This window comes from Cupriavidus sp. FW306-01-F10A (assembly GCF_058782785.1).
The window spans coordinates 72,200-78,409 of record NZ_JBYSYA010000027.1 but is presented as its reverse complement, the minus strand read 5'-3'; the positions used below and the strand labels follow the sequence as shown (position 1 = coordinate 78,409).

Annotated in this window: 6 protein-coding genes; all 6 read left to right on the top strand. The window is 68.7% G+C overall.

Annotation, left to right across the window (positions count from 1 at the left end; translation table 11 throughout):
* Positions 1 to 1,394: motility hub landmark protein FimV (locus tag AC3WLF_RS27345; RefSeq protein WP_492359065.1), on the top strand; the 1,394-nt coding region annotated here is incomplete at its 5' end.
* 149 nt (positions 1,395 to 1,543) lie between these two features.
* Positions 1,544 to 2,362, top strand: a complete 819-nt coding sequence (gene truA / locus AC3WLF_RS27340; RefSeq protein WP_492319832.1) for a tRNA pseudouridine(38-40) synthase TruA — start codon at positions 1,544 to 1,546, stop codon at positions 2,360 to 2,362.
* Positions 2,349 to 3,092 carry a phosphoribosylanthranilate isomerase gene (locus tag AC3WLF_RS27335; RefSeq protein ID WP_492352069.1) on the top strand — a complete coding sequence of 248 codons (744 nt, stop codon included), beginning with the start codon at positions 2,349 to 2,351 and terminating at the stop codon, positions 3,090 to 3,092. Before truA ends, AC3WLF_RS27335 begins: the two co-directional genes overlap by 14 nt.
* 124 nt (positions 3,093 to 3,216) lie before the next feature.
* Complete coding sequence (trpB, locus tag AC3WLF_RS27330) at positions 3,217 to 4,410, top strand: tryptophan synthase subunit beta (protein WP_010814634.1); 1,194 nt, start codon at positions 3,217 to 3,219, stop codon at positions 4,408 to 4,410.
* Positions 4,410 to 5,336, top strand: coding sequence for a DNA-methyltransferase (locus AC3WLF_RS27325; protein WP_492319834.1), 927 nt, complete (start codon positions 4,410 to 4,412; stop codon positions 5,334 to 5,336). The genes trpB and AC3WLF_RS27325 overlap by 1 nt, the downstream gene beginning before the upstream one ends.
* A 1-nt stretch (position 5,337) precedes the next feature.
* The gene (trpA, locus tag AC3WLF_RS27320; protein WP_492359064.1) at positions 5,338 to 6,135 is read left to right on the top strand and encodes a tryptophan synthase subunit alpha; all 798 of its coding nucleotides are present in this window, start codon (positions 5,338 to 5,340) and stop codon (positions 6,133 to 6,135) included.
* Positions 6,136 to 6,210: the final 75 nt, after the last annotated feature.

Below are 6,210 nucleotides of genomic sequence, written 5' to 3'. Positions count from 1 at the left end.
CAGCCTCAGCCGTGGCAGCGGCCCCCGCTTCGCAGCCGGCTGCCGCCGTTCCTGCCAGCGCAGCGCAGGCCGCCGCCGCCGCGTCGGCCCCCGCTGCCAAGCGCCCGCCGGTGGTGGCCCAGCCCGAGCCGGTGCCCGAACCGTCGTTCATCGATGGCCTGCTGGCCAACCCCATGCTGCTGCCCGGCGGTGGCCTGCTGGTGGCGCTGCTCGGCGTCTATGCGATCTATCGCCGCCGCCAGCAGCAGAAGGCGAGCGAGGCGACCGGCTTCGGCGACAGCATCCTGTCGCAGGAAAGCACGGTGATGGCCGGTGCCAATTCGCTGTTCGGCACGGCCGGGGGGCAGAGCGTCGACACCTCGCAGCACAGCGTGTTCGGCGCGGACTTCCGCATCGGCAACAACACGCCGGAAGCCAACGAGGTCGACCCGATCGCCGAGGCCGAGGTCTATATCGCCTATGGGCGCGATGTGCAGGCGGAGGAAATCCTGCGCGAAGCCCTGGAGAAGAACCCGGAGCAGCAGCCGGTGCGGCTCAAGCTCCTGGAGATTTACAGCAACAGACAGGATGTGGAAGGTTTCCGCGTGATTGCAGAAGAAATGTTCGCCCAGACCGGCGGACACGGGGCGGAATGGCTGAAGGCAGCAGAAATGGGGCGCGCGCTCGATCCGGGCAACGCGCTCTTCCTGGCGGTGACGCCCGAAGCGGCGGGGCCGGATACGACATCGCCGGCAACCGACCAGTGGCGCACCCAGGACCCGTCGCAGAATCCGGCCTCGATCCCGCGGCTGGAGCCGTCGCTGGGTGACCTGGCGCTGCCGCTGGATGCCTTCCCGGCCCCGGCGGCCGGCGAGCCGATCGTGGCGCCTGCTTCCGCGGCGATGGTGTTTGGCGCTGACGCGCACGACGCCGGCGAGCCGGTGCGGCTGGATCTCGGCCTGCCGGGCACCGGCGCCGACCCGCTTGCCGACGACGTTCCCACCCTCGACACGCCGACCCGCGGCCGTCCGCTGGAGTTCGACATGTCGGGGCTGTCGCTTGACCTGGGCAGCGCCCCGCAAGCCGATGCCGGCGGCAAGGACGTGCCGGACGAGGCCACCTTGCCGCTGCCCGCCACCACCATGCTGCGCGACGGCAAGCTGGTCGAGCCGATCGACCTGTCGCGCGTGGCGCCTGAAACCGGCGGCGACCTCACGCACGGGGGTTCGCCGAGCACGCTGTCGGTCGACGGCGTGGACGGCGGGCGCGACATGCAGATCAAGCTTGACCTGGCTCGTGCCTATATCGAGATCGGCGACAAGGAAGGGGCGCGCGAACTGCTGCAGGAAGTGGTCGAGCAGTCGCAGGATCCGCTGCAGGCGGAGGCCCGTTCGCTGCTGCTGGAAGTGGCCTGAGCTATCATTGACGGTCCGGCCGCGGCACGCGCTGCCGCAGCCTGAAGCGATGCGCCGGAAGCGTCCCTTCCGGCGCATTTGCTTTATCGGCGGACCTGGCGTGGACCACTGCGCCCGGACGTACCCGCCGCCTTGCCTGATCCCCTGACATGAACCGCATCGCTCTTGGCCTGCACTACGACGGCACCGCCTTTTCCGGCTGGCAGTCGCAGCCGCATCGCAATACCGTGCAGGATCACCTGGAAGACGCCATCGAGCGCTTTGCCGGCGTGCGCCTGCTGACCACCGTGGCGGGGCGCACCGATACCGGCGTGCATGCGCTCGGCCAGGTCATCCACCTGGACACGGCGCTCGAGCGCGAGCCATTTTCCTGGGTGCGCGGCGTCAACGCCTTCCTGCCGCCGTCGATCGCGCTGCAATGGGCGCTGCCGGTGGACCAGGGTTTCCACGCGCGTTTCCTGGCGTTCGAGCGCATGTATTACTACGCGCTCTACACCGGGCCTCACCGCGTGCCGCTGGTGCACGGCCGCGCCGGCTACCAGATGCTGCCGCCGGGCCAGCGGCTCGACGTCGACGCCATGCGCGAGGCCGCCGCATGCCTGCTCGGCGAGCATGATTTCTCTGCCTTCCGCGCCGCCGAATGCCAGGCCAAGTCGCCGGTCAAGACCATGTACGACGTCACCATCAAGGATGACGGCAACTGGGTGTTCCTGCGCTTTCGCGCCAGCGCCTTCCTGCACCATATGGTGCGCAACCTGATGGGCTGCCTGGTGGCGGTGGGGCGCGGGCGCTACCCGGCGCACTGGCTGGCGCAGGTGCTGGCCGGGCGCGAGCGCAAGCTGGCGGCGCCGACCTTCATGCCGGACGGCCTCTACCTGGTCGGCGTCAAGTATCCTGATCCTTACCAGATCCCCGCGGCCGATCCGTCCGCGAGCCTGTTCCATGGAGTGTTCGATGACGCAGCCTGAGGCCGCCGAAGGCAGCACGGCGGGCAGCACAGTGCACATGCCGGCCCGCACCCGCATCAAGATCTGCGGCCTGACGCGCGAGGACGACGTGCGCGCGGCCGTGGACGCCGGCGCCGACGCCATCGGGCTGGTGTTCTACCCGAACAGCCCGCGCTACGTCGACGTGGCGCGCGCCGCCGCGCTGGCCGAGGCCGCCGGGCCGTTCGTGGCGATCACCGGGCTGTTCGTCAATGCCGACCTGGAAGACATCGCCCATGTGGCCGAGCGCGTGCCGCTGACGCTGCTGCAACTGCACGGCGACGAGACCCCGCAGTTCTGCACGCAGGCGGCGCAGCGCTGCCGGCTGCCCTTCATGCGCGCCGCCCGTGTGCGCCCGGGGCTTGATTTGGTAGAATTTGCCGATCAATACCGTGATGCCGCTGCCTTGCTGCTCGATGCCTTCGTCGAAGGCTACGGCGGTGGCGGCCACGTCTTCGACTGGACCCTGATTCCCCCGGCATGGCTTCCGCCTACTCCCCCGGTACCAGCTACCGGCAACCCGAACGCAAGCGGCGCTCCTCGCATCGTTTTGAGTGGTGGGTTGAACGCGCAAAACGTCGCTGGCGCGATTGAACGCGTGCGGCCCTACGCTGTGGACGTCAGCAGCGGGGTAGAGGCCGCCAAGGGCGTGAAGGACCACGCCCGCATCGCCGCGTTCGTGCGCGCTGTGCGCAGTGCCGAGGCAGGATGAGCCGGGCCGTGTCCCGCGTCTTTCCCCATGCCGCCCGTGGCCTGCCGCATGCGCGCACACGCATCGCAGTCAACCATGCGCCCTTGCCGGATGCGGCAAGGCCGCTGTTCCGAAGAGTCTAGACATGTACGACCTGCCCGATTCCCGTGGCCATTTCGGCCCCTATGGCGGCACCTTCGTGTCCGAAACGCTGGTCCACGCGCTCGATGAGCTGCGCGAGGCCTATGCGCACTACCAGAAGGATCCGGAGTTCGATGCCGAATACCGCCGCGAACTGAAGCACTTTGTCGGCCGCCCGTCGCCGATCTACCACGCGCAGCGCTGGAGCGAGACGCTCGGCGGGGCGCAGATCTACTTCAAGCGCGAAGACCTGAACCATACCGGCGCGCACAAGATCAACAACGTGATCGGCCAGGCGCTGCTGGCCAAGCGCATGGGCAAGCCGCGCGTGATCGCCGAGACCGGGGCAGGGCAGCATGGCGTGGCCACTGCCACCATCGCCGCGCGCTTCGGCATGGAGTGCGTGGTCTACATGGGGGCCGAGGACGTCAAGCGCCAGGCCGCCAACGTCTACCGCATGAAGCTGCTGGGCGCCACCGTGGTGCCGGTGGAAAGCGGCTCGCGCACGCTCAAGGACGCGCTCAATGAAGCCATGCGCGACTGGGTCACCAACGTCGAGAACACCTTCTACATCATCGGCACCGTGGCCGGCCCGCATCCGTACCCGATGATGGTGCGCGACTTCCAGTGCGTGATCGGCGAGGAAGCCAAGGTGCAGATGCCGGAGATGACGGGACGCCAGCCGGATGCCGTGATCGCCTGCGTCGGCGGCGGCTCCAATGCCATGGGCATCTTCTACCCGTATATCGAGCACCAGGACGTGCAGCTGATCGGCGTGGAAGCCGCCGGCGACGGCCTCGACACCGGCCGCCACGCGGCCTCGCTGACCGGCGGCACGCCGGGCGTGCTGCACGGCAACCGCACCTACCTGCTGCAGGACGCCAACGGCCAGATCATCGAGACCCATTCGGTGTCGGCCGGCCTGGACTACCCGGGCGTGGGCCCCGAGCATGCCTGGCTCAAGGACAGTGGCCGTGCGCAGTACGTGCCGATCACGGATGAGGAAGCGCTCAAGGCCTTCCACGACTGCTGCCGCATCGAGGGCATCATCCCGGCGCTGGAATCGAGCCACGCCATCGCCTATGCCTGCAAGCTGGCGCCGACGCTGCCCAAGGACAAGCTGCTGCTGGTGAACCTGTCCGGCCGCGGCGACAAGGACATGCACACCGTGGCCGAGCGCGCGGGGCTCAAGCTCTGATGCGCGCGCTGCCTCCGACCGGACTTGCCGTGGGCGGCGCGGGTGCACCGGATGCGTCCGGTGCGCCCGATTCCGCCCAGTTGCGCCTGTTCCAGGAAGACATGTTCGAGGGCATTGCCCGCCTGCCGGACGGCTCGGTCGACCTGATCGTCGCCGATCCGCCCTATGGGCTGGGCAAGGACTACGGCAACGATTCCGACCTGCTGTCGGGCCAGGAGTATCTGGACTGGTCCGAGCGCTGGATGAACGCGGTCGTGCCCAAGCTCGCGCCCAAGGGCACGCTCTACCTGTTCTGCACCTGGCAGTATTCGCCCGAGCTGTTCGTGATGCTCAAGCGGCGCCTGACCATGATCAACGAGATCATCTGGGACCGCCGCGTGCCCAGCATGGGCGGCACCACGCGCAAGTTCTCGTCGGTGCACGACAACATCGGCTTTTTTGCGCGCGCGCGCGACTACTACTTCGATCTCGACCCGGTCCGCATTCCCTACGACCCCGAGACCAAGAAGGCGCGCAGCCGTCCGCGTTTCGAAGGCAAGAAGTGGCTCGAGGTGGGCTACAACCCGAAGGACCTGTGGAGCGTCTCGCGCATCCACCGCCAGGACCCGGAGCGCGCCAACCACCCGACGCAGAAGCCGCTGGAGATCGTCGAGCGCATGGTGCTGTCAAGCTGCCCCCCGGGCGGCCTGGTGCTGGATCCGTTCGCCGGCAGCGGCACCACCGCGGTGGCCTGCCTGCGCCACGGACGGCGCTTTGCCGGCTTCGAGATCAATCCGGAGTATGTGCAGGTGGCGTGCGGCCGTGTGTCCGCCGCCGCCGCGGCTCTTGCCGTCACGAGCGCGGCGGCCGAGCCTGCCGCCACCCCAACCCTGGCCGCCGCCAACGACGATGTCTCGCCGGCGCCGCGGCCTCACCTGATTCCCTGATATGTCCCGTATCCAGAAGACGTTCGCGGCGCTGGCCGCGCAGCAGAAGAAGGGCCTGATTCCGTTTATCACCGCCGGCGATCCCGAGCCCGGCCTGACCGTGGCGCTGATGCATGCGCTGGTGGCGGGCGGCGCCGACGTGATCGAGCTGGGCGTGCCGTTCTCCGACCCGATGGCCGACGGCCCGGTGATCCAGCGCGCCTCCGAGCGCGCGCTGGCGCAGGGCGTGTCGCTGACCCAGGTGCTGCAGTGGGTGCGCGAGTTCCGCCAGACCAATGCCGACACCCCGGTGGTGCTGATGGGCTACGCCAACCCGATCGAGTGCATGGGCGAGCAGGTCTTTGCCGCCGCCGCGCGCGAAGCCGGCGTCGACGGCGTGCTGGTGGTCGACTATCCGCCCGAGGAGTGCGAGTCGTTCACCACGCTGATGCGCGACAACGGCATGGACCCGATCTTCCTGCTGGCGCCGACTTCGACCGATGCCCGCATCGAGGCCGTGGCGCGCGTGGCCAGCGGCTACCTGTACTACGTGTCGCTCAAGGGCGTGACCGGCTCGGCCGCGATCGACCTGGACAGCGTGGCGGCGCGCCTGCCGCTGATCAAGCAGCATGCCAACCTCCCGGTGGGCGTGGGCTTCGGCATCCGCGACGCGCAGACCGCGCGCGCGATCGGCAGCGCGGCCGATGCCGTGGTAATCGGCAGCCGCCTGGTGCAGCTGCTGGAGGACACGCCGCGCGAACAGGCGGTGGCGACGCTGCAGGCGTTTATCGCCGAGATCCGCCAGGCGCTGGATAGTTGAAGTGATCTAATGCCGGCCTGATGAAACTTCAGAAGTGCGTCAATGTGCGCAAATCGCGCGTTGCGCTTCGAGGTC

Bases quoted from the DNA above. Each gene is read 5' to 3' on its own strand.
- truA (WP_492319832.1), top strand. From the start codon at position 1,544: ATGAACCGCATCGCTCTTGGCCTGCACTACGACGGCACCGCCTTTTCC.
- AC3WLF_RS27335 (WP_492352069.1), top strand. From the start codon at position 2,349: ATGACGCAGCCTGAGGCCGCCGAAGGCAGCACGGCGGGCAGCACAGTG.
- trpB (WP_010814634.1), top strand. From the start codon at position 3,217: ATGTACGACCTGCCCGATTCCCGTGGCCATTTCGGCCCCTATGGCGGC.
- AC3WLF_RS27325 (WP_492319834.1), top strand. From the start codon at position 4,410: ATGCGCGCGCTGCCTCCGACCGGACTTGCCGTGGGCGGCGCGGGTGCA.
- trpA (WP_492359064.1), top strand. From the start codon at position 5,338: ATGTCCCGTATCCAGAAGACGTTCGCGGCGCTGGCCGCGCAGCAGAAG.